The organism is Pseudoxanthomonas sangjuensis (genome assembly GCF_010211755.1).
In the GTDB taxonomy this organism is placed as follows: Bacteria; Pseudomonadota; Gammaproteobacteria; order Xanthomonadales; family Xanthomonadaceae; genus Pseudoxanthomonas_A; species Pseudoxanthomonas_A sangjuensis.
The window spans coordinates 100527-123231 of record NZ_PDWR01000005.1 but is presented as its reverse complement, the minus strand read 5'-3'; the positions used below and the strand labels follow the sequence as shown (position 1 = coordinate 123231).

Sequence of the window (22705 nt, the reverse complement as noted above, 5' to 3'; positions counted from 1 at the left end):
GGATCAACTCCTGAAAAGCAGGGCGGACAGGACGAAATTGAACATCAGCACCAGCAGCGAGGCGTTGACCACCGCGCGGGTGGTCGCCACCGAGGTGCCTTCGATGGTCGGTTCGGCGTGGTAGCCGACGTGGGCGGCGACCAGCGCGGAGGTGCCGCCGAAGATCGCCGACTTCAGCAGGGCCACGCCGAAGTCGTCCCAGAAGTCGACGCTGTTCTGCAGCGCCGACCAGAACGTGCCGTTGTCGAGGCCGAGCACGCGCACCGCCTCGAACCAGCTGGCGGAAATCGCCAGCGAGCAGAAGAAGCCGGTCAGCAGCGGCACGGTCAGCACCGCGGCCCAGAAGCGCGGCGCCACCGCCTTCGCCACCGGGTCGATGGCCATCAGCTCCAGCGCCTTGATCTGGTCGGTGGCGCGCATCAGGCCCAGTTCGGCGGCGATCGACGAGCCGGCGCGGCCGATGAACAGCAGCGCGGTCAGCACCGGGCCCAGCTCGCGGTACAGCGACAGGCCCAGCAGCGTCGACAGCGCGTCCGACGCGCCGAACGTGGTCAGCGTGCGGTAGCCCTGCAGGGTCAGCACCAGGCCGACGAAGGCGCCGCCGACCACGATGATCGGCAGCGAGCGCCCGCCGATCTTGTAGATCTCGCGGGTCAGTTCGGCGAAGAAGTCGCGGGTCGGCTTCGACGCGCGCAGCACCGACAGCGAGAACAGCCCGGCCGAGCCGAGCGCGCGGACCGATTCGGCGAACGCCATTACGCAGCCTCCGCGCGCTTGCCCGCGTCGAACGCGATGGGGCCGTCCGGTTCGCCGTGCAGGAACTGGCGCACGAACGGGTCGGGCGAGGCTTGCAGTTCCGCCGGCGTGCCGGAGAACACCAGCCCGCCGTTGGCGATCACCACCGCCTGGTCGGCGATCGGCAGGGTCTCGTGCACGTGGTGGCTGACGATGACGCTGGTCAGGCCCAGCGTGTCGTTGAGGCGCTGGATCAGGCTCATGATCACCCCGCTGGCGATCGGGTCGAGGCCGGTCAGCGGCTCGTCGTAGATGACGATCGGCGGGTCCAGCGCCAGCGCCCGCGCCAGCGCCACGCGGCGGGCCATGCCGCCGGACAGCTCGCGCGGGTACAGTTCGGCGGCGTTGCGCAGGCCGACCGCGTTCAACTTGAAGTCGACGATGCGGCGGACCAGCGGCTCGGGCAACTTGGTGTGCGTGCGCAGCGGCAACGCCACGTTCTCGGCCACGGTCAGGTCGGTCAGCAGGCCGTTGCCCTGCAACAGCACGCCCAGGCCCTTGCGCAGCTCCAGCAGCTCGCGGCTGCGCCGCGGCACCGCCCGGCCGAACAGCTCGACCGTGCCCGCCGCCGGCACCAGCTCGCCGGTGATCGCCGACAGCAGCGTCGACTTGCCGCAGCCCGACGGCCCCAGCACCGCGGTGATGCTGCCCTTCGGCACGACCAGGTCGATGCCGCGCAGGATCGTGCGCGCGCCGCGGTCCAGCTGCAGGCCGGCAAGGCGGATGGCGGGGACGTCGGTGGGTGTCATCGATGGGGAGGCGGGCAACGGGTTAACGGAAAAACAACGCTCAAGCTTCGCCGGTACGGGCTGAACCGAACCTGCACCCGTCGGTATGGTATTCGACGTGCGTCGTCGCCCGCCCGCATGCGCCGGAACGCAAGGTCTCGGCAATTGCGATGGCCATTGGGCATCATGGCCTGATGCAGGGGACCGCCGCCGACTTCCGCCTTTACCACTCCAACTCGCTGCAGGTGCTGGCGGGTCTGCTGGCCGGGGAGCTCAAGCGGCCCGCGCCGGGGCAGGACCTGCTGGCCCCCGACGTGATCCTCGTTCCCCAGGCCGCGATGAAGCGCTGGCTGCAGGCGGAACTGGCCCAGGCCCACGGCATCGCCGCCAACCTCGAATTCCTCGCCCCCGGCGAATTCGTCGCCCGCGCATTGAAGGAAAACCTCCGCGACCGCGGCGACGCCTTCGACGCGCCGGCCCTGCACTGGCGCCTCTACGCCGCCCTGCGCGACCCCGCCCTGATGCGCAAGCCGGCGATGCGGCCCCTGCGCGACTACCTGGCCGACGCCGACCCGCTCAAGCCCTGGACACTGGCCGCCGAGCTCGCCGACATCTTCGAGAAATACCAGGCCTGGCGCCGCGACTGGCTGCTCGATTGGGAGCAGGGCGCCGAACCCGACGACCCGCAGGCGACGCTGTGGCGTCACCTCGCCAGGGGCGAAGCGCACCGCGCCCGCCGGATCGGCGACTACCTCGCCCGCTTCGGCGAAACCGGGGCGGTGCCGCAAGGCCTGCCCCCGCGCCTGTTCGTCTTCGCCACCCTCAACGTCTCCCCCGACGTGCTGCGCGTCATCGCCACCCAGGCCCGCGCCGGCACCCTGCACTTCTACCTGCCCTCGCCGACCCGGGAATTCTGGGGCGACCTGCAGACGCTGAAGGAAAAGCTCCGCGCCGGCCTCGATCCCTTCGGCGAAGGCGACGACGACAACCCGCTGCTGCGCGACTGGGGCGCCGTCGGCCGCGACTTCATGGCCGTGCTCGGCGGCTACGAAGTCGTGCACCCGACCATCGACCTCGGCACCTATCCCGAACCGTTCGGCGACAGCCTGCTGCACCGGCTGCAAACCGACCTGCTCAACCGGGAACCGAAGCCCGCCGCGCAGCGCGTCGCCATCGAACGGGACGACCCCAGCTTGCAGGTCCACGCCTGCCACACCCGCCTGCGCGAAGTGCAGGTGCTGCACGACCAGTTGCGTGCGCTGCTCGACGACGAACGCTTCGATCCGCCGCTGCAGCCGCGCGAAATCGCCGTGCTCGCGCCGGACATCGACCCGTACCTGCCCTACGTCGAAGCCGTGTTCGGCGGCCGCCGCGGCCACGCCGACTTCATTCCCTACACCGTCGCCGACGCCAGCCCGCTGGCCAGCGAACCGGTCGCCGACCTGTTCCTGCGCCTGCTGCAACTGCCGGCCTCGCGCTTCGGCCTGCACGAGATCCTCGACCTGCTGGCCAGCCCCGCGCTGGCCGGCAACGGCGGACTGGCCGCGGCCGAGCTCGACCAGCTGCAGGCGTGGCTGCGCGAGGCCGGCGCGCGCTGGGGCATCAACGCCGAACACCGCGAACGCGCCGGCGCCCCGCGCGACGATGCCGGCACCTGGGCGTTCGCCATCGACCGCCTGCTGCTGGGCCACGCCAGCGGCGACGAAGCCGACATCGGCGGCGTCGCGCCGTGGCCGCGGCTGGAAGGCAGCGCGCTGGATGCGCTCGACCGTTTGCTGCGGCTGCTGCGCCTGCTCGCGCGGCAGCAGAAGCTGCTGGGCGAAGCGGCGGCGCCGGCGCAATGGCGCCGGCGCCTGCTCGACCTGCTCGACGCGCTGTTCCCGCGCCAGCCGCGCGAAGACGACGCGCAGCGCGCGCTGGAGCGCCTGCGCAGGCACGTCGACGAATTCGCGAAGGGTGCGGCGAACGCCGGCTTCGACGGCGAGGTGCCGGCCGAGGCGGTGCGCGCGCATTTCGCCAGTGTTCTCGGCGAAGCCGACACCCGCGCACCGCTGATGAGCGGCGGCGTCGGCTTCGGCCGCATGGTGCCGCTGCGCCTGCTGCCGTTCCGCGCCCTCTGCGTGCTCGGCATGAACGACGGCGAATACCCGCGCCGCGATCCGTCCGCCGGGCTCAACCGGTTGGCGACCGCGCTGGGCACGCCGGCGCGCCGCGCCGGCGACCGCTCGCTGCGCGACGACGACCGCTACCTGTTCCTGCAGCTGTTCGCCGCCGCGCAGGACGTGTTCTACCTCAGCTACCTCGGCGCCGACCCGCGCGACGGCAGCACGCGCGAGCCTTCGCCGCTGGTGGCGGAGTTGCTGGCCGTGGCGCAACGGCCCCATGCCGACGACGAAGCGTTCGGCAGGAAATTCGTGGTGCGCCACCCGCTGCAGCCGTTCTCGCCGCAGGCGTTCGGCGAAGCGAAGCGGCAGCGGCGCGGCGACGAGGAGCCCGAGACGCGGCGCTTCAGCTATCGCGGCGAATGGCGGCCGGCGGCGGCGGGCGCTTCCGGTACGCGGGAAGCGTTGCCGCGATGGTTCGATGCGACGCTGCCGCCGCCGAAGGACATGGAGCGGGAACTGTCGCTGGACGAACTGAAGCGCTTCCTGCTCGACCCGGCCGGGCGCTTCCTGTCGCAGCGCCTCGGCCTGCGCCTGCCCGAGGAAGCCAACACGGTCGAGGACGTCGAGCCGCTGCAGGTGGCCGCGCGCGGGCTGGAAGGCTGGGCGCTGAAGCAGCAGGTGTTCGACGCGTTGCTCGCCGGCGTGGACCCCGACGCGCTGTACGCACGGCTGCGCGCGCGGGCGCTGGTGCCGTCGGGCGAGGTCGGCCGGCGCGGGCTGCGCAAGCTGGTCGACGAGGTGGCGCCGTACGCCGCGAAGTTCGCCGACTGGCGTGGCGAGGATCGCCCGCAATCGTTGCCGGTCGAGGTCGGCATCGACGGCTGGAAGCTGCACGGCAACCTCGTCGACGCCTATCCCGGGGGCATCGCCCGCGTGCGCATCGGCCAGCGCAACGGCACCTCGTGGGTGCGGCACGGCATCGACCGCCTGGCCGCGGCGGCGCAGGGCATCCGGTTGCCGCTGGTCGAGTTCGTCGACGATGGCGAAGGCGACATCGGCCCGCACGTGCTCGAACCTTTCGACAAGGAACAGGCACAACGCGTGCTCGCCGCGCTGCTCGACCTGCGCCAGCGCGGCCTGCGCGCGCCGCTGCAGTACGGCCCGCGCAGCGGCTGGGCCTGGTACAAGGAAGACCGGCCGGATCGCGCGCGGCAGAAGGCCGAGGACCAGTGGTACGGCGGCGAGTACATCGACGCCGAAAGCGCATCGCCGTCGATCCGGCTGGCCCTGCGCGGCGCCGACCCGTTCGCGGGCGAGGACGTGTCGCGCGAATTCGCGGAAACCGCGCATCGGGTGTTCAAGGCGGTTTGCGCTGGCGAGGTATTCACGGGCTTCGCCGATGCAGGGGAGGGCGCATGACCGCGCGCGGCGACGACTCCGGGCTGGAGCTGGAACTGCACGGCATCCGCCTCATCGAGGCCAGCGCCGGTACCGGCAAGACCTTCGCGCTGGCCACGCTGTTCGTGCGCCTCGTCGTCGAGAAGCAGTTGCGCATCGGCCAGGTGCTGGCGGTGACCTTCACCGAGGCGGCCACGCAGGAACTGCGCCGGCGCATCCGCGAGCGGCTGGCACTCGCGGCCGGCCTGGTCGGCACCGGGGCGACCGCCGACGAAAACCCGGAAAAGCGGCTGACCCGCCGGATCGTCGAGCGCCATCTCGAACGCAGCGAGGAAACCCCGGCCGCCCTGCAGCGCCGCCTGCGCACCGCCGCGCTGGAGATCGACCTCGCCTCGATCTTCACCATCCACGGTTTCTGCGCCCGCGTGCTGCGCGAACACGCATTGGAGACCGGCATCGCCTTCGCCGCGCCCGAGTTGCTGGGCAGCGAGCACGAGTTGTTCGAGGCACTGGCCGCGGACCTGTGGCGCGTGCATGCGGCCGATGCGGTCGAGGCCGAGGATTTGTCGGCGTTGTGGTCGAAGCCCGAAGACCTGGCGAAGGATTTGCCGGCCTTGGTGAAGCAGAAGGTATTGCTGCCGGAGCCACAAGAGCTTGGCGAGGACCCGTTTCCGCGGCTGAAGGCGGCAGCGGAAGGGCTCGTTGCCGCGTACGTGAAGCACGGCGCGGCATTCTTCGACGCATTGCTGTCGGCCATCGATGGCGACGTCATGAACCGCAACAGCTACAGGCGCGACTGGGTCGAACCGCTGCGCCGCGAGCTCGACCGCTGTTGCGCCGGGGCCGGCATCGGCGCCGTGCCGCAGACGAGGCTCGCCAAGCTGACCGCTGCGGAGCTGGAAAAGGGCACAAAGAAGGCACATGCCGGCAAGACCCCAAGGTCGCCGCTCTCGCCGGCCGTCGAGGCGTATCTGTCGATGCGCGAGGCTTGCGACGCATACGCCGAGCGCCGCCGCATCCAGCTTCTCCACCGCATCCGCGCCGAAGCGCGCACCCGTCTCGCCGCGACCAAGCGCGAGCGCCGCGTGCAAAGCTTCGACGACCAGATCGGCGGCGTCGCCGACGCGCTGCAGGGCGCGCACGCCGGACAACTGCGCCGCAACCTGCGCAGACAGTACGCCATTGCCCTGGTCGACGAATTCCAGGACACCGACGAGCGCCAATGGGAAATCTTCCGCAACGTGTTCGGCGAGGCGGGCGACGGGACGGAGCCGGCGCTGTTCCTGATCGGCGACCCCAAGCAGGCCATCTACGGCTTCCGCGGCGGCGACGTGCACACCTACCTCGCGGCGAAGCGGGAAGCGACGCCTGCGCCGCCGCTGTCGCACAACTTCCGCTCGCGCCCCGGCGTGCTGCGCGCGATCGACAGGTTGTACGAGATCGCCGGCAAGGAAACCGCGTTCGACATCGAAGGCATCGCCTTCGAGACCGTCCGCCCCGGCGGCAAGCGCCAGGACGAAAACTTCGTCCGCAACGGCAAGCCCGCGCCGGCGCTGACCGTGCGCATGATCGAGCCCGACGCTGGGAAGCTCAACAAGCAAGGCGAGCTCAATGCCGGCAACTCGCGCGATGCCGCCACCCGCGCCTGCGTCGCCGCGATTCACTCGGTGCTGTCCGACGCGCGCGCCGGCAAGGCCAGTATCGACGGCGAACCGGTGCGCCCCGGCGACATCGCCGTGCTGGTGCGCAGCCATTACGAAGCCACCCGCATCCGCGACGCGCTGGGGCAGGTCGGCATTCCCGCCGTCGCCGCCGGCAAGCACAGCCTGTTCGACACCGACGAGGCGCGCGACCTGTCCGCGCTGCTGCAGGCGCTGCTGCAACCCGGCGACCCCGGTCGGCTGCGCGCGCTGCTGTCGACCGTGCTGCTGGGCGAAAGCGCCGCGATGGTGGCCGCGCTGGAAACCGACGAAAACGCGATGGGCTCGCGCCTGCACGCGCTGATGCAATGGCGCGAGCGCTACCTGCGCAACGGTCCGTTCGCGCTGGTGTCCGACCTGTGCGCGGCCAACGCGCAGCGGCTGATGGGCCTGCTCGACGGCGAGCGCCGCCTGAGCAACTACCTGCAGCTCGGCGAACAGCTGCAGGAAGCGCACGCGCGCACGCTCGGCCTGCGCGACCTGTCGGACTGGCTGCAGCGGCGCATCGCCGAGGCCGACGAAAACGACGAGGCGCAGCAACTGCGCCTGGAATCCGACGCCCGGCGCGTGCAGATCGTCACCCTGCACAAGAGCAAGGGCCTGGAATACCCGCTGGTGTTCCTGCCGTACGCCGGCATCGGCCGCGACCACAAGGCGCCGAACCGCAACTGCGTGGCCTACGACAGGGACAAGGGCCGCGAGCTGCACTGGAAGGCCGGCGACGGTTCGCGCTGGAAGGATGCGGTGGAACGCTGGAAGCGGGAACAGTGCGCCGAGGACGCGCGCCTGCTCTACGTCGGCCTGACCCGCGCCGAGCACGCGCTGTGGATCGCGGCGGGGCCGTTCTACAACGCGCATGCCACGCCGCTGTGGAAGATGCTCGCGGATAGAGGGGCACTGGAGGCCTGCGCCGACATCTTCCTCGACGACGGCAAGGTCGGCCCCGCGCCGAAGCGCCTGCCGCCGGAAGCCGACGCCGAGGTCGCCGCCGCGCGCGAACCGCGCGTCGAACTGTCGCGCGACTGGTGGGTATACAGCTTCAGCCAGCTGTCGAAAGCCGATGCCGGCGAAGGCGCGACCACGACCGCGCTCGACGAGAGCCCGGCCGCCGACGAACCGGAGGACGATACCGCCGCCGCGGGGGAATCCGGCGACGCCCAGCGCGACCCGCGCTTCGCCGGCACCGGTTACGGCAGCGCGCTGCACGATGCGCTGGAGCATTGCGACTTCGCCGCGTGGCGCGGCTGGCGGGTCGGCCCGGCTGCGCCGGCCGGGCAGGACGAAGTGCTGCGGGAGGCCTTGATCGGCCGCGGCTTCGCCGACGACGCGCTCGACGACGGCGTCGCCGCGCTGACGCCGCTGATCGGCAACGCGCTCACCGCGACGATGCCCGAAGGCGTGCGCCTGTGCGACGTGCCGGGCGACCGCCGTCGCGCCGAGATCGAGTTCCACTTCTCGCTGCAGCCGACCGCGGTACGGGAGCTGCTGAAGCTGCTGCACGAGCACGGCGTCTCGCGCGACCGCAACGGCTTCGGCGCGCGCCGGCAGCTGGAAGGCCTGATGACCGGCAAGATCGACCTGACCTATTTCCATGGCGGACGCTGCTACGTGCTCGACTGGAAGTCCAACGACCTCGCTGGCGACTACGCCGCGGCCGGCCTGGAACGCGCGATGCGGCACAGCGAGTACGACCTGCAGGCGCTGGTCTACACCGTGGCGCTGCACCGCTGGCTGCGCTTCCGCCGCGGCGCGGAGTACGACTACGAACGCGACTTCGGCGGCATCCGCTACCTGTTCTGCCGCGGCATCGACGCGGCGCGCGGCGATGGGCGCGGCATCCACGAGCGCAAGTTCGATGCCGCACTGGTCGATGGACTCGACGGATTGTTCGGTCGCGATGGCGAACGGAGCGCCGCATGAGCCTGTTCGACGACCTGGCCCGCGCCGGCGCGCTGCGCACCCTCGACCACGCCTTCGCGCAGAGCCTGCGCCGGCTCGACGGCGCCACGCCGGACGAAGTGCTGGCCGCCGCCGCACTCGCGTCGCTGGCGGTGTCGCAGGGACATGCGGCGTTCGATCCGTCGCGGCCGCAGCTGCACGTCGAAGGCGCGTTCGCGTGGCCGGCGACGGCGGATTGGCTGCGGGCGCTGGCGGGTTCGCGCTGGGTGGCGCAGCCGGCGGCGCCGGCCGGAGTTTCCCCCGCAGATGCGCCGCTGGTGCTCGAGAACGGACTGCTGTACCTGCGCCGTTATCGCGAATACGAGCGGCGCCTGGCTTCCGGCCTGCAGCGCATCGCCGCGTCGCCGGAATCGAACGCCGGCGTCGAACCGCTCGGCGACCTGTTCGCCGTGTTGTTCCCCGAGGCGAAAGCCGGCGAGGACCTGCAGGCGCGCGCCGCGGCGATGGCGTTGCGGCACAAGCTGCTGCTGGTCACCGGCGGCCCCGGCACCGGCAAGACCACGCCCATCGCGCGCCTGCTGGTGCTGCTGGCCGCGCGCGCCGTGCAGCAGCAACAGCCGCTGCCGGACATCGCGCTCGCCGCGCCGACCGGCCGCGCCGCCGAGCGCATGGCCGAGAGCCTGCGTTCGGCATTGCGGAAGCTGCAGGGCAAGGTCGACGCGACCCTGCTGGATGCCTTGCCGACCGGGGCGCGCACGCTGCACCGCCTGCTCGGCACGATTCCGGAATCGGTCGACTTCCGCCACGGCGCGGACAATCCGCTGCGGCACGACGTGGTGGTGGTCGACGAAGCCTCGATGGTCGACTTGCCGCTGATGGCGAAACTGGTGGAAGCGGTCGCCGACGGCGCGCGGCTGATCCTGCTAGGCGACCCCGACCAGCTACCGTCGGTGGAGGCCGGCGACGTGCTTGCGGCGATCCTGCACGCGGCCGGCGACGGCGCTTCCCTCGATGCCGAGGATGCGAGGCTGTTGCAACCGCTGCTCTCTGCGTCGCCCGCCGCGGACGACGCCCCCCGCGCCTTCGCCGCGCGCCGCGTGCACCTGCGCCGCGGCTACCGCCAGCAGGAATCGCTGCGACTGGCGCCGCTGGCCGAGGCGGTGCGCGACGGCGATGCCGACGCGGCCCTGCAATTGCTGCGCGGCGGTTTGGGCGGGGTGCATTTCCACGAGAACCTGGCCGATCCGCTCGAAGCGCATCGCGACATCCTGCTCGCGCGCTGGCGCGAACTCGCGGCGACCGACGATCCGGTCGCTGCGCTCGCCCTGTCCGCGCGCCTGCGCCTGCTTGCCGCCGTGCGCGAAGGCGCACAGGGCGTGCACGCGCTCAACGTGCGCATCGGCGAGCTGTTGTCGGGCGTCCGCCGCCGCGCCGCGACGGAGCATTTCCACGGCCAGTTGCTGCTGGTCACCGAGAACGATTACCGCAACCGCCTGTTCAACGGCGACGTCGGCGTCTGCCTGCGCGGCGCGGACGGCGCGTTGCTGGCCTGGTTTCCCGGCGAAACCGAAGGCAATCCGCGCGCCTTCCACCCGGCGGCGCTCCCCGCCCACGACAGCGCCTTCGCCACCACCGTGCACAAGGCCCAGGGCTCCGAGTTCGACAGCGTCTGGCTGCAACTCCCGCGCAACGACAACCGCGTGCTCTCGCGCGAACTGGTCTACACCGCGATCACCCGCGCCCGCGGCGAGCTTCACATCGCCGCTTCCGAAGCCGTGTTGCGCGCCGCGCTCGGCCGCCACGTGGTGCGCGTATCGGGCCTGTCTCCCCGACTTTCCGAGATCGCGTCCCGGTAGGGGCGGCGCGCGCCGCTCCCGCGCGGGGAAACCGCCGCGGCGAGGGCGCCGTCACGGCAAACCGGGTACCATGCGCGTCCCGAGTCGAGGAGCCTTCGCGCCATGAGCGACGCCTACGCGAACAGACCCAGCCAGCAACAGGCCGAGGACGCCGTGCGCACGCTGCTGCGCTGGGCCGGCGAGGATCCGTCGCGCGAGGGCCTGCTCGACACGCCGCGGCGCGTGGTCGAGGCCTACGGCGACTGGTTCAGCGGCTACACGGACGATCCGCGCGCCTACCTGGAGCGCACCTTCGAGGAAGTCGCCGGCTACGACGAGATGATCGTGTTGCGCGACATCGAATACGAAAGCCATTGCGAGCACCACATGGCGCCGATCATCGGCCGCGCCCACGTCGGCTACCTGCCGGACGGCAAGGTCGTCGGCATCAGCAAGCTGGCGCGCGTGGTCGAGACCTACGCGCGCCGCTTCCAGGTGCAGGAGAAGATGACCGCGGAGATCGCCACCTGCATCCAGGACGTGCTGCAGCCGCGCGGCGTCGCGGTGGTGGTCGAGGGCGCGCACGAGTGCATGACCACGCGCGGCATCCACAAGCGCGGGGTCAGCATGGTCACCTCGAAGATGCTCGGCATCTTCCGCGAGGACGCGCGCACCCGCACCGAGTTCCTGCGCTTCATCGAGACCGGCAACGGCAAGCGCTGAGCCGATGAAGGCGCCGCCGGCCTGTCCCTGCGGCAGCGGCAGGCCGTACGCCGGCTGCTGCGGCCGCTTCCACGCCGGCGAGGCAGCGCCCGACGCAGAGGCGCTGATGCGTTCGCGCTACAGCGCCTACGTCCTCGAACTGGACGACTACCTGCTCGCGACCTGGGCGCCGGAGACGCGGCCGGCATCGCTCGAATCCGGCGAAGCGGGTCACCGGCGGCCGACCTGGCTCGGCCTGACCGTGCATGCGCACCGGCCGGCCGGCGACGATGCCGCCGAGGTCGAGTTCACCGCGCGTTTCCGCGTCGGCGGCGGTTCGGCGCAGCGGATGCGCGAGACGAGCCGGTTCCGCCGCGAAGGCGGCCGCTGGTATTACGTCGACGGCGACGTCGGCTGAGCCGTGAAGGCCCTCTCCCATTGGGAGAGGGGTTGGGGTGAGGGTTCGGTGGAGCGGAAATGCATGCACTCGCGATGTCGCGACAAGAAGTGTGCAGGCCGCTGGTTGGATCTTTGGCTAACCCTGGCGCAGTCAGCTTCGCCGAACCCTCATCCGGCGCTTCGCGCCACCTTCTCCCGGAGGGAGAAGGGAACGCATAATGCGCGCTTCCGCCCGGCAGGAAGGCCTGGATGAATTCCCCCGCTCCCGAATCCGCAGCAAACCCAGCCCGTCAGGCCGCGCTGGCCTTCATCTTCGTCACCGTGCTGATCGACATCCTGTCGTTCGGCGTGATCATCCCGGTGCTGCCGGGGCTGGTGCGCGAATTCACCGGCGGCGACTTCGCCAAGGCCAGCTGGTGGGTCGGCGTGTTCGGCACGCTGTTCGCGGGGATCCAGTTCTTCTGCACGCCGATCCAGGGCGCGCTGTCGGACCGCCATGGCCGGCGCCCGGTGATCCTGCTGTCGTGCTTCGGCCTGGGCATGGACTTCATCCTGATGGCGCTGGCGCAGTCGCTGCCGTGGCTGCTGATCGCACGAGTGTTCTCCGGCATGTTCTCGGCCAGCTTCACCACCGCGAACGCCTACATCGCCGACGTCACCGCCCCGGAGAAGCGCGCCGCGGCCTTCGGCAAGATCGGCGCCGCGTTCGGCCTCGGCTTCATCATCGGCCCGGTGATCGGCGGGCAGTTGTCCGAAATCAGCCTGCGCGCGCCGTTCTGGTTCTCGGCCTGCCTGGCGCTGGCGAACTTCCTGTACGGCTGGTTCGTGCTGCCGGAATCGCTGCCGAAGGAAAAGCGCACGCCACGCTTCGACTGGTCGCACGCCAATCCGGTCGGCTCGCTCGGCATGTTGCGCCGGTTCCCGCAGGTGTTCGGCCTGGCCGCGGTGGTGCTGGTCTCCAACCTGGCGCACTACGTGTATCCCAGCGTGTTCGTGTTGTTCGCCGAATACCTGTACCAGTGGGACGCGCGGCAGGTGAGCTGGGTGCTGGGCATCGTCGGCGTGTGCAGCGTGATCGTGCAGGCCGGGCTGGTCGGGCGCATCGTGCCCGCGCTGGGCGAACGGCGCACGCTGCTGTTCGGGCTGGCGTGCGGCGTGGTCGGCTTCGTGGTCTACGGTTTCGCTGGCACCGGTTGGATGTTCCTGGTCGGCCTGCCGATCAGCGCGCTGTGGGGCCTCGCCGGTCCGGCGACGCAGGCGTTGATCACCCGGCAGGTCAGCGCCGACGCGCAGGGCCGCGTGCAGGGCGCGTTGATGTCGCTGGTCTCGCTGGCCGGCATCTTCGCGCCGTTGATGTTCGCCGGCACCTTCGGCCTGTTCATCAGCGACCATGCGCCGCTGCACCTGCCCGGCGCGCCGTGGCTGCTGGCGGCGGCGTTCCTGTTCGCCGGCTTGCTGATCGGCTGGCGGTTTGCAAAAGCAGCATCCGTGCACGCTTGAGGCATGAGGTTCCGCTCTATGTCGAACAGAGACGTACGAATCGATTCCTATTTTTCCCTTCCAACGGATTTGGCTGAGGAATTGGGTTCTTGGCCGGAATTCGTGTCAGGAAATGAATACGACGTCGAAATGCGATCTGAGGAAGAAGAGGTATCGGTTCGGCTTGAACACGATGAAGGTGTGCCTTTCGTCCGTATTCGCGGCTCTGGATCCGGACCACTGTTCCATCGCGTCCTTGGGACCGTGATTCATTCGCTTTCGGCACATAGCGATAGTGTCTGGCTTACACGCTGCATGGATTGAAAACAGCAACCACGACTGGGACACGGACACGAAACAGGCAACGGCACCGCTTCTACGGCGGCGCCGTTGCCCGCAGGGTCAGTCGTTCTCGACGGCGAGGACCTCGCCGCTGTTCGGATCGACGCGGAGGATGACGTCGTTGCCGTCCTCGCGTTCGGCCTGGGCCTCCCAGACGCCGTCGTCGAATTCGACGTCGTGCACCTTGGAGTAGCCGGCGGCGGTGAGCTTGGCCTTGACGTCGGCCTTGCTCAGCGTCGACACCAGGGCTTCGGCGCGGATGCCCGAGCCGTTGGCCGGAACCCGCAGGTAGACGCGGTTGCCGTCGGCGCTGGTGGCCTCGGTCTCCCACATGCCGTCCTCGAAATCGAGGTCGTCGATGCGCCTGTAGCCGTTGTCGGTGAGCAGGGCGCGCACCTGCGGTTCGGTCAGCGCGTCCCGCGCCGCGTCCTGCGCGCGGACGGCGAACGCGACGACGGCCAGTGCGGTCATTGCAAACAACGCATGGTGCTTCTGCATGGAATTTCTCCTGCAGTGGAAGGGTGTGGCGATGTTGCCAAGCGCTTCCGGACTCGACGATGAACTAACGCGCCTTGCACGTTGCTGACCCGGATTTCATGGTGTTGAACGCCGCGTGATGCGGCGTCATCGCGCGGCGCGCAACCTCGCTGTTTCGATCCAGCGCTTCGCCACCGCCGGCGACGTGATGCACACCGCTTCGTCGGTGACCGTGGTCACCGCGCGCTCCAGCAGCTGGATGTCGGCCTCGTGCTGGCGTGCGACGTGCGGGTCCTCGAAGAACACCACGCGCTGGCAGCGCCGCTCCAGCACGCGGTCGGCGATCTGCGCGTCGCCGCCGAGCGGGCCGCTGTTGTAGCGCACCACCCACGGCGTGTCCCGCGGCCAGCCGCGGCTCCACGCCAGTTCGTTGAGCTGCTGGCCGGTGGTGCCGGTGGCGACGCGCTGCGCGTAGCGCGACAGCACGTCGAAGCTGTCGGCGGCGAACGCCAGCATCGTCGCCTTCATCGCGTCGTGCGCGATCAGCGCCAGCGTCTGCGATTCCAGCGCGTGGAAAACGTCGGCGTTGCGGTCGGGCGCGAGGCCGGCGTGGATGCGTTCCATCTCGATCCAGTCGCGCGCCGAGGCCACGGTGGAGACGAACGGCTTGCCGTGGATCACGCACTGCCGCTTCAGCGCCACCGCCTCGGGGAAGATCGACGAGGGATCGACCGGGTCGATCAGGTAGATCGCGCCGTCCAGCGTGCGCTCGGCGCCTTCGATGCCGACGACCTCGGCGACCAGCTTCATCAGCCCGCCGTCGCGGCCATAGGGATAGCGCTTCAGGCCGTCGTGGCCGCGCAGCATGCCGGCGGCGGCGATCGCGTCGTAGGTGCGGCCGACCGCGTGCAGGCCCAGGCCGAGTTCGCGGATGCCCGGTTCGCAGGCGCGCAGCCAGCGGAACAGCGCGGCGTTGTCGTTGGCGTGGTGAAGCTTGTTGGCGGCGAGGCCCAGGCGCATGGGGTGTCGGCATCGGTCGGGATGCCGACAGTGTACGTCGCCCGGGCGACGATCAATTCGCCGCCTTCACCGCCACCCGCCAGTCTTCGCCCGGCTTGTCCGGCACGAATACCAATACGTTGCCATTGATGCAGTAGCGCTTGCCGGTCGGCGGCGGGCCGTCGTCGAACACGTGGCCGAGGTGGATGCCGGAACTGGCGCTGCGCACCTCGGTGCGGACCATGCCGTGCGAACGGTCCTTGTGCAGCGTGATCGAGCCGGGGATCGGGCTGAAGAAGCTCGGCCAGCCGGTGCCGCTGTGGAACTTGCTGTCGGAACGGAACAGCGGCGCGCCGGTGATCGGATCGACGAAGGTGCCGGGACGCTCCTCGTCGAGGTACGAGCCGGTGTACGCGGTCTCGGTGCCCTGCTCGAAGGCGATGCGGCGCTGCTCCGGGGTCAGCAGGCGCTGGCCGAGCCAGCCCCAGAAGCGCGCCTTGTCGCCGTTGTAGCCGGTGTAGCGCGAGACTTCCTTGCCGTTCTCGAACAGCACGATCGTCGGCGTGGCGAACAGCGCCTTGGCCAGCGTCCAGCCCTGCGGCGGCCGCGGGCTCAGCGTCGCGACGATCGGCACCGGGCTGCTCCAGTGGTCCATCACCTCGGCGTGGAATTTCGCGCAGTACGGGCAGTCTTCGGCCTCGAACGAAACCAGCTGCCGCTGCAGCGACAGTTTCGCCGGATCGAGCGGCGCGGCAGCTTTCGCGACAGCGGGGCCAGCGCCCGCGTCGGCGGCGGCTTGCGTCGGCGCGTAGGCCACGCCGGTGCCGCCGAGGCCGCAGTAGCCGTCGGGATGCTTGACCAGGTAGTCCTGGTGGTAGTCCTCGGCGCGGTTGTAGTTGCGCAGCGGCGCGATCTCGGTGGTGATGGCGCCGTAACCGGCCTTGCGCAGCGCCTGCTGGTAGGCGTCGCGCGTGGCCAGCGCCAGCTGGTGCTGGGTTTCGTCGGCGTAGTAGATCGCGCTGCGGTAGTTGCTGCCGACGTCGTTGCCCTGGCGGTCGCCCTGGGTGGGGTCGTGGTTCTGCCAGAAGCCGATCAGCACGTTCTCCAGCGTGGTCTTCGCCGGATCGAAGCGGACCTTGACCACTTCGGCGTGGTTGCGCGCATCGCTCCTGCCGGCGCGCAGGCGCAGTTCCTGCTTGTGCAGGTCGTCGTAGCGCACCTTCGGGTCGTCGCCGCCGGCGTAGCCGGCTTCGACGTCGACCACGCCGGGCAGGGCCGACATGCGCTTCTCCGCGCCCCAGAAGCAGCCCATGCCGAGCACGATGCTTTCGGTTTTCGCGTCGGGATCGCCGGCCTTTGCCGCCGCGGCCGGCGGCGAGGCATCGCTCGCGGCGCAGGCGGCGAGCGCGGCCAGCGCGGCCGGCAACAGGAATCGTGGTGTCTTGAACATCGAAGCGCCCTCCGGATTGCAGCGCGTGTTTCGCCCGTAGGCGCATCGTCCGCCTTTCGCGCGGCGATTGCAGCAGCCGTGCGCGGCGTTTTCAGCGCAAAGTCAGGCAAAAAGCCGGTTTCGAACCGATGGGCATTTCTTGCGGACGGACGGGCATGCCGGGCGCGGCGGATGGCGCCTCAGGCAAGCAGCATCCGCGCGATGCTCTGCGCCGCGTCGCGGCCTTCGGCGACGGCGGTGACGACCAGGTCGGCGCCGCGCACGCAATCGCCGCCGGCGAACAGCTTCGGGTGGGTCGTCTGGTAGGGCAGGCGGCCGTCGCCGTCTTCCGCGGTGGCGACGATGCGGCCGTTCGGCGTGCCTTCGACGCCGGCCGCGGCCAGCCAGTCCGGCACGCCGGGCGAGAAGCCGAAGGCGATGATCACCACGTCGGCGTCCAGCAGCGATTCGCTGCCGGCGATCGGCACCGCGCTGCGGCGGCCGCGCGCGTCGGGCTCGCCCAGCCGGGTCTCGACGACTTCGACGCCGATGACGTTGCCGGCCTCGTCGCTCTGGATCGCCAGCGGCTGGCGGTTGAACAGGAAGCGCACGCCTTCCTCGCGCGCGTTGGCGACCTCGCGCGCGCTGCCGGGCATGTTGGCTTCGTCGCGGCGGTAGGCGCAGGTGACCTTCGCCGCGCCGAGGCGGATCGCGCTGCGCACGCAGTCCATGCCGGTGTCGCCGCCGCCGAGCACGACCACGCGCTTGCCGTGCAGGTCGGGCAGGACCAGCTTGTCTTCCCAGCCGGCGATCGGCCGGCCCCACGGGTCGTTGCCGCCGACGATGCGGCCGTTCTGCACCAGGAAAGGCAGCGCCGGCAGCACGTTCGGCGAATCCTGCCCGGGCAGGCCGCCATCGGTGTAGCGATAGGCGCCGGTGCCGAGGAACACCGCGTCGTATTCGGCGAGCAGTTCGTCGAGCGGAACGTCCCTGCCGACCTCGACGCCGAGGCGGAACTCGATGCCCATGCCCTCGAGCACCTCGCGGCGGCGCGCGATCACCGACTTGTCGAGCTTGAAGCTGGGGATGCCGAACTGCAGCAGGCCGCCGATCTGTTCGTAGCGGTCGTAGACCACCGCGTCGATGCCGGCGTAGGCGAGGCGGTCGGCGCAGGCCAGCCCGGCCGGGCCGGCGCCGATCACCGCGACGCGCTTGCCGGTCTTCCCGACGCTGCGCAGGTCGGGGCGCCAGCCGCTGTCGAGCGCGGTGTCGACGATGTACTTCTCGACCGCGCCGATCGTCACCGCGCCGAACTCCTCCAGCGTGCACGCGCCCTCGCACAGGCGGTCCTGCGGGCACACGCGGCCGCAGACTTCCGGCAGCGGATTGGTCGAATGGCACAGCACCGCGGCTTCGTCGATGCGGTTCTCCTGCACCAGTTGCAGCCATTGCGGGATCGCGTTGTGCACCGGGCACTTCCAGCTGCAGTACGGGTTGCCGCAGTCGAGGCAGCGCCCGGCCTGGTACTGCGCGTCGGCCAGGCCGAACTTGCCGTACAGCTCGCCCCAGTCGCCGGCAGTGCGCAGCTCCAGCGGGATGCGCTGCGGCATCTTGCGCGGCAGGTCGAGGAACTGGAAGGCTTGCTTGCGGCTCATGCTTTCAATCTCATCAATACGGTTGTCTGTAGGAGCGGCGTAAGCCGCGACCGGGCTTCCCCATGAAAGCCTCATCGCGGCTTACGCCGCTCCTACGGGGGCCATCACGCGGCGCGCCTCAAGGCATCGGCCAGCGACTCGATGCTCGCCGCCTTCGGCTTCACCAGCCAGAACTTGCCGATGTAGTCGCGGAACTCGTCGAGGACCTGCTGCGCCCAGATGCTGCCGGTCAGCTCGCGGTGGCGCTGGATCAGCTTGTGGATGTGCTGGCGGTAGTTCTCGAAGCCTTCCGGCGAGATGCGGTGGATGTCGATCAGCTCGTGGTTGTAGCGGTCGACGAAGTCGCGGTCGAGGTCGAGCACGTAGGCCAGGCCGCCGGTGAAGCCGGCGCCGAAGTTCAGGCCGACCTTGCCCAGCACCAGCACCACGCCGTCGGTCATGTACTCGCAGCAGTGGTCGCCGGCGCCCTCGACCACGGCCAGCGCGCCGGAATTGCGCACCGCGAAGCGCTCGCCGGCGCGGCCCGCGGCGAACAGCTCGCCGCCGGTGGCGCCGTACAGGCAGGTGTTGCCGAGGATCGGGGTGTTGCGCGCCTCGAAGCGCGCGCCGCGCGGCGGGCGGAGCACGAGGCGGCCGCCGGCCATGCCCTTGCCGACGTAGTCGTTGGCCTCGCCTTCCAGTTCCAGGTGCAGGCCGCCGGCATTGAACGCGCCGAAGCTCTGCCCGGCGGTGCCGCGGAAGTGCAGGTTCAGCGGCGCGTCGTCCATGCCGTGGTTGCCGTGGCGGCGCGCGATCTCGCCGGACAGGCGCGCGCCGATGCTGCGGTCGGTGTTGTGGATCAGGAAGCGGTGGTCGCCGCCGCTCTTCTTCCGGATCGGTTCGGCGAGCAGCCCGTCCATCTGCGTGGCCAGCGAATCCGGCGATTCGTACAGGCGCTGCGCGGCGCACGACAGTCCGTCGAAATGCGCGCCGGCGAGCAGCCGCGACAGGTCAAGGCGCACGCCCGCGCGCGGCGACGCGTCGATCTGTTCGAGCAGGTCGGTGCGGCCGACGATCTCGTCGAGCGAACGCGCGCCCAGGTACGACAGCCACTGCCGCACTTCCTCCGCCAGCAGGCGGAAGAAGTTCTCGACGCGCTCGGGCAGGCCGGTGAAGTACTGCGAACGCAGGCGCTCGTCCTGCGTCGCCACGCCGGTCGCGCAGTTGTTGAGGTGGCAGATGCGCAAGTACTTGCAGCCGAGCACGATCATCGGCGCGGTGCCGAAGCCGAAGCTGTCGGCGCCCAGCAGCGCGGCCTTGACCACGTCGAGGCCGGTCTTCAGGCCGCCGTCGGTCTGCAGGATGGTGCGCTCGCGCAGCTGGTTGACGACCAGCGCGTGGTGCGCCTCGGCGACGCCGAGTTCCCACGGCACGCCGGCGTAGCGGATCGAGCTGATCGGCGAAGCGCCGGTACCGCCGTCGTGGCCGGAGATCGTGATCAGGTCGGCGCCGGCCTTGACCACGCCGGCGGCGATCGTGCCGACGCCGGCGTGCGAGACCAGCTTCACCGAGACCAGCGCCTGCGGGTTGACCTGCTTGAGGTCGAAGATCAGCTGCGCCAGGTCCTCGATCGAATAGATGTCGTGGTGCGGCGGCGGCGAGATCAGGCCGATGCCGGGCCGCGCGTAGCGCAGCCGCGCGATCAGGTCGTTGACCTTGTGCCCCGGCAGCTGGCCGCCCTCGCCGGGCTTGGCGCCCTGCGCGACCTTGATCTGCAGCACTTCGGCGTTGACCAGGTATTCGGGGGTGACGCCGAAGCGGCCCGAGGCGACCTGCTTGATCTTGCTGCGCTTCTCGGTGCCGTAGCGCGCCGGGTCCTCGCCGCCTTCGCCGGAGTTGCTGCGGCCGCCGAGGCGGTTCATCGCGATGGCCAGCGCCTCGTGCGCTTCCGGCGACAGCGCGCCGAGCGAGATCGCCGCGGTGTCGAAGCGGCGCAGCAGGTCGGACGCGTCGGCGACCCGGTCCAGCGGCGTCGGCACGGCGGCCGGCTTCAGCCCGAGGAAATCGCGCAGCGCCGACGGCGGGCGGTTGTTCACCGTGTCCGCGTAGGCCTGCCAGTCGCGCATCTCGCCGCTGCGGCTGGCGCGCTGCAGCGCCATCACCACGTCCGGGTTGTACATGTGGTACTCGCCGCCGTGCACGTACTTGATCAGGCCGCCGACGTCGGGCTGGTGCCGGTCGTTCCAGGCCTGCCGGTCGAGTTCGCGCTGCTTGGCGTCGAGCAGGTCGAAGCCCGCGCCGCCGATCCGCGAGGGCGTGCCGGGGAAGCACAGCTCCACCACTTCGGGATCGAGGCCGACGATTTCGAACAGCTGCGCGCCGCGGTAGGAAGCGATCGTGGCGATGCCCATCTTCGAGATGATCTTGCTCAGGCCCTTGTAGATGCCCTTGCGGTAGCTGCGGCCGATCTGGCGCTGTTCGCCGGCCTTCTTCAGGCTGAGGATGCCGCGCCGGCCCATGTCGAACAGGGTCTGGTACGACAGGTACGGATACACCGCGGTGGCGCCGAAGCCGAGCAGGCAGGCGAGGTGGTGCGGGTCGCGCGCGGTACCGGTTTCCAGGATCAGGTTGACGTCGCAACGCAGGCCGACCCTGCACAGGTGGTGGTGCACCGCGCCGGTGGCGAGCAGCGCGTGCGCCATCGGCCGGCCCGGCACCGGGTAGCGGTCGGACAGCAGCAGCATCACGATGCCGTCGCGCGCGGCCTGCTCGGCTTCGCGGCAGATGCGCTCGATGCCCGCCTTCAGCCCCTCCTCCGGCGCGTACGAGAGGTCGACCAGCCGGTTCTTGTCCGCGTACTGCGGCATCTTCAGCAGCTGGCGCAGCTTGCGCTGGCTCAGCACCGGCGAATTGAGGATGACGTGGTTCACCGTCTCCGGGCCGGCGTGGAAGATGTTGGTTTCCCTGCCCAGCTGCGTGGTCAGCGACATCACGCAGTCTTCGCGCAGCGGGTCGATCGGCGGGTTGGTGACCTGGGCGAACGCCTGGCGGAAGTAGTCGTACAACGGACGGCTCTTGCGGCTGAGCACCGCCATCGGCGTGTCGTCGCCCATCGAGCCGGTCGCTTCCTGCTCGGCCTCGGCCAGCGGGCGCAGCACATGCTCGATTTCCTCGTCGGTGAGCTGGAACAGCTTGTGGTAGCTGCGCAGGGTCTTCTCGTCGAACGGCTCCTCGGCCAGCGATGGGTCGATCAGCTCGGTCTGCAGGTAGGTCACGCCCTTCTGCAGCCACTGCTTGTACGGCGCGCGGCCGCGGTTGATGCGGTCGACGGCCTCGGTGTCGAGCAGGTCGCCGCGCTTCAGGTCGATCGCCATCATCTCGCCGGGGCCGAGCTTGCCCTTGCGCACGATGCGTTCGGCCGGCAGTTCCCAGACGCCGGCTTCGCTGGCGACGAGGAAGTGGCGGTCGGAGGTCAGCAGCCAGCGCGACGGGCGCAGGCCGTTGCGGTCGAGCATGCACGCGGTGTAGCGCGCGTCCATCGAGACGATGCCGGCCGGGCCGTCCCACGGTTCGGTGTTGAGGCCGTAGAACTCGTAGAATGCGGCCAGGTCGGCGTCCTTGAATTCCAGCGACTGCGTCGCCGGCGGAACGAGGATGCGCAGCGCCTGGATCAGCTCCATGCCGCCGGCGACCAGCAGTTCCAGCATCGCGTCGAGGCTCTGCGAGTCCGAGCCCTTCATCGGGATGATCGGGTCGAACTCGGTCATGTCGAAGCGCGGCGTCTTCCACACCTTGCTGCGCGCCTGCGCCCAGCGGCGGTTGCCTTCGATGGTGTTGATCTCGCCGTTGTGCGCGAGCAGGCGGAACGGGTGCGCCAGCGGCCAGCGCGGCAGGGTGTTGGTCGAGAAGCGCTGGTGGAACACGATCACGCTGCTGGCCAGTTCGCTGCGCTGCAGGTCCGGGTAGAACAGCGCCAGCTTGTCCGGCAGCACCATGCCCTTGTAGCCGATCGCGTGCGGCGACAGCGTGACCACGTAGAAGTCGGCGAACCCGCGCAACCGCTGTTCGGCGCGGCGGCGGGCCAGGAACAGCGCCAGCGCGAACGCGTCGTCGTCCTGCCCGCTGCCGGCGTCGACGAACGCCTGCTCGATCCGCGGCAGGGTTTCCCGCGCCAGCTGCCCGCACACCGAATCGTCGGTCGGCGGCACGCGCCAGCCGCGGAACGCCGCGCCGGCCTTGCGCAGTTCATCCTCGAGCGTCGCGCGGCACTGCGCGGCCTGCGCCTCGTCGCGCGGCAGGAACACCAGGCCGGCGGCGTAGCGGTCGCCGACGGCGATGCCGGCCTCGCGCGCCAGCGCGCGCAGCAAGGCATCGGGCTTGCGGATCAGCAGGCCGCAGCCGTCGCCGGTCAGGCCGTCGGCGGCGACGCCGCCGCGATGGGTCATGCGCGACAGCGCGGCGATGGCGGTGTCGACGAGCGCGCGCGACGGCTGGTCGTCGAGCTGCGCGATCATGCCGAAGCCGCAGGCATCGCGTTCGTCGTTCGGGTCGTAGAGCCCCGGCTGGCGTGCAAGCGGGCGGTGAGGGCTGGGAACCATGGTGCGTGCAACCTCGAGCGGCAGGGACGACAACGCCGCGCGCACCGGGAGGGATCGCGCGGAAACGTCGGGAAAACCGCACTAAAACACAGTTGGTGCGGTGCCGCAATTGTTGCAGGAGTAACCGCATTTCCCCCGCCGCAAGCGGGGAGAAGGTGGTTTCACATTGGAATTCCGGGGCGCCGG

At 70.3% G+C, this 22705-nt stretch carries 13 protein-coding genes; 6 read left to right on the top strand and 7 right to left on the bottom strand.

Features of this window, described 5'->3' with window-relative positions; translation table 11 throughout:
• Positions 1-3: 3 nt before the first annotated feature.
• Together CSC71_RS04105 and CSC71_RS04100 are read right to left on the bottom strand one after the other, a co-directional pair.
• On the bottom strand, positions 4-756 hold the full coding sequence (locus CSC71_RS04105) for an MlaE family lipid ABC transporter permease subunit (RefSeq protein WP_162373072.1): 753 nt from the start codon (positions 754-756) through the stop codon (positions 4-6).
• Positions 756-1544: an ABC transporter ATP-binding protein gene (locus CSC71_RS04100; protein WP_162373071.1), complete on the bottom strand. Its 789-nt coding sequence runs from the start codon at positions 1542-1544 to the stop codon at positions 756-758. The genes CSC71_RS04105 and CSC71_RS04100 overlap by 1 nt, the downstream gene beginning before the upstream one ends.
• Positions 1545-1717: 173 nt before the next feature.
• Here CSC71_RS04100 and recC point away from each other — a divergent pair, with 173 nt between their 5' ends.
• From recC to CSC71_RS04070, 6 genes are all read left to right on the top strand, one after another.
• Positions 1718-5047 carry an exodeoxyribonuclease V subunit gamma gene (recC, locus tag CSC71_RS04095; RefSeq protein ID WP_162373070.1) on the top strand — a complete coding sequence of 1110 codons (3330 nt, stop codon included), beginning with the start codon at positions 1718-1720 and terminating at the stop codon, positions 5045-5047.
• Positions 5044-8646, top strand: coding sequence for an exodeoxyribonuclease V subunit beta (gene recB / locus CSC71_RS04090; protein WP_162373069.1), 3603 nt, complete (start codon positions 5044-5046; stop codon positions 8644-8646). Before recC ends, recB begins: the two co-directional genes overlap by 4 nt.
• A complete protein-coding gene (recD, locus tag CSC71_RS04085; RefSeq protein WP_162373068.1) occupies positions 8643-10481 on the top strand; it encodes an exodeoxyribonuclease V subunit alpha in 1839 nt (612 codons plus the stop codon). The genes recB and recD overlap by 4 nt, the downstream gene beginning before the upstream one ends.
• A gap of 102 nt (positions 10482-10583) precedes the next feature.
• Entirely contained in the window at positions 10584-11183 is a 600-nt protein-coding gene (gene folE, locus CSC71_RS04080; protein WP_162373067.1) for a GTP cyclohydrolase I FolE, read from the top strand.
• A 4-nt stretch (positions 11184-11187) separates the two neighbouring features.
• Positions 11188-11580 carry a YchJ family protein gene (locus tag CSC71_RS04075; RefSeq protein ID WP_162373066.1) on the top strand — a complete coding sequence of 131 codons (393 nt, stop codon included), beginning with the start codon at positions 11188-11190 and terminating at the stop codon, positions 11578-11580.
• Between the two features lie 230 nt (positions 11581-11810).
• The gene (locus CSC71_RS04070) at positions 11811-13061 is read left to right on the top strand and encodes a TCR/Tet family MFS transporter (RefSeq protein WP_162373065.1); all 1251 of its coding nucleotides are present in this window, start codon (positions 11811-11813) and stop codon (positions 13059-13061) included.
• A gap of 381 nt (positions 13062-13442) precedes the next feature.
• Here CSC71_RS04070 and CSC71_RS04065 read toward each other — a convergent pair whose 3' ends face one another.
• From CSC71_RS04065 to gltB, 5 genes are all read right to left on the bottom strand, one after another.
• On the bottom strand, positions 13443-13880 hold the full coding sequence (locus tag CSC71_RS04065) for a PepSY domain-containing protein (RefSeq protein WP_162373064.1): 438 nt from the start codon (positions 13878-13880) through the stop codon (positions 13443-13445).
• A 126-nt stretch (positions 13881-14006) separates the two neighbouring features.
• Positions 14007-14879 (bottom strand): methylglyoxal synthase, encoded by an 873-nt coding sequence (locus CSC71_RS04060; protein WP_162373063.1) that lies wholly within the window; start codon positions 14877-14879, stop codon positions 14007-14009.
• Between the two features lie 52 nt (positions 14880-14931).
• A complete protein-coding gene (msrA, locus tag CSC71_RS04055; RefSeq protein WP_162373062.1) occupies positions 14932-16308 on the bottom strand; it encodes a peptide-methionine (S)-S-oxide reductase MsrA in 1377 nt (458 codons plus the stop codon).
• A 179-nt stretch (positions 16309-16487) separates the two neighbouring features.
• Positions 16488-17942: an FAD-dependent oxidoreductase gene (locus CSC71_RS04050; RefSeq protein WP_162373061.1), complete on the bottom strand. Its 1455-nt coding sequence runs from the start codon at positions 17940-17942 to the stop codon at positions 16488-16490.
• A gap of 104 nt (positions 17943-18046) precedes the next feature.
• Complete coding sequence (gene gltB / locus CSC71_RS04045) at positions 18047-22519, bottom strand: glutamate synthase large subunit (RefSeq protein ID WP_162373060.1); 4473 nt, start codon at positions 22517-22519, stop codon at positions 18047-18049.
• Positions 22520-22705: the final 186 nt, after the last annotated feature.

Bases quoted from the DNA above. Each gene is read 5' to 3' on its own strand.
- CSC71_RS04070 (WP_162373065.1), top strand. From the start codon at position 11,811: ATGAATTCCCCCGCTCCCGAATCCGCAGCAAACCCAGCCCGTCAGGCC.
- folE (WP_162373067.1), top strand. From the start codon at position 10,584: ATGAGCGACGCCTACGCGAACAGACCCAGCCAGCAACAGGCCGAGGAC.
- CSC71_RS04100 (WP_162373071.1), bottom strand. From the start codon at position 1,544: ATGACACCCACCGACGTCCCCGCCATCCGCCTTGCCGGCCTGCAGCTG.
- CSC71_RS04105 (WP_162373072.1), bottom strand. From the start codon at position 756: ATGGCGTTCGCCGAATCGGTCCGCGCGCTCGGCTCGGCCGGGCTGTTC.
- recB (WP_162373069.1), top strand. From the start codon at position 5,044: ATGACCGCGCGCGGCGACGACTCCGGGCTGGAGCTGGAACTGCACGGC.
- gltB (WP_162373060.1), bottom strand. From the start codon at position 22,519: ATGGTTCCCAGCCCTCACCGCCCGCTTGCACGCCAGCCGGGGCTCTAC.
- CSC71_RS04075 (WP_162373066.1), top strand. From the start codon at position 11,188: ATGAAGGCGCCGCCGGCCTGTCCCTGCGGCAGCGGCAGGCCGTACGCC.
- recC (WP_162373070.1), top strand. From the start codon at position 1,718: ATGCAGGGGACCGCCGCCGACTTCCGCCTTTACCACTCCAACTCGCTG.
- msrA (WP_162373062.1), bottom strand. From the start codon at position 16,308: ATGTTCAAGACACCACGATTCCTGTTGCCGGCCGCGCTGGCCGCGCTC.
- CSC71_RS04060 (WP_162373063.1), bottom strand. From the start codon at position 14,879: ATGCGCCTGGGCCTCGCCGCCAACAAGCTTCACCACGCCAACGACAAC.
- CSC71_RS04065 (WP_162373064.1), bottom strand. From the start codon at position 13,880: ATGCAGAAGCACCATGCGTTGTTTGCAATGACCGCACTGGCCGTCGTC.
- recD (WP_162373068.1), top strand. From the start codon at position 8,643: ATGAGCCTGTTCGACGACCTGGCCCGCGCCGGCGCGCTGCGCACCCTC.
- CSC71_RS04050 (WP_162373061.1), bottom strand. From the start codon at position 17,942: ATGAGCCGCAAGCAAGCCTTCCAGTTCCTCGACCTGCCGCGCAAGATG.